Origin of the sequence: Psychrobacter sp. GW64-MNA-CIBAN-0177, from assembly GCF_040309585.1 — a bacterium.
GTDB lineage: Bacteria > Pseudomonadota > Gammaproteobacteria > Pseudomonadales > Moraxellaceae > Psychrobacter > Psychrobacter okhotskensis.
The window spans coordinates 1-412 of sequence record NZ_JBEOOY010000072.1; the positions used below are offsets into that span (position 1 = coordinate 1).

Sequence of the window (412 nt, forward strand, 5' to 3'; positions counted from 1 at the left end):
TATCTAATGCTATTCGTCGGAGTCGTGCAGGTCTTGCCGATCCACAACGTCCAATAGGTTCGTTCTTGTTCCTTGGGCCTACAGGTGTGGGTAAAACAGAGCTGTGTAAATCGCTAGCTAAGTTTTTGTTTGATTCAGAATCAGCTCTTGTGCGCATAGACATGTCTGAATTTATGGAAAAACACACCGTTTCGCGTTTAGTTGGTGCCCCTCCCGGATATGTGGGTTATGAAGAAGGCGGTTACTTAACTGAGGCGGTTCGCCGTAAGCCCTATTCAGTTATCTTGTTAGACGAAGTTGAGAAAGCTCATCCAGATGTATTTAATGTGTTGCTGCAAGTATTAGATGATGGCCGTTTAACTGATGGTCAAGGCAGAACGGTTGATTTTAAAAACACTGTCATCATCATGAC

At 43.9% G+C, this 412-nt stretch carries 1 protein-coding gene; it reads left to right on the forward strand.

The window, feature by feature from the left end:
• Positions 1 to 412 (forward strand): AAA family ATPase (locus AAEY79_RS14220; RefSeq protein WP_352288876.1); only part of this gene is annotated, 412 nt, incomplete at both ends.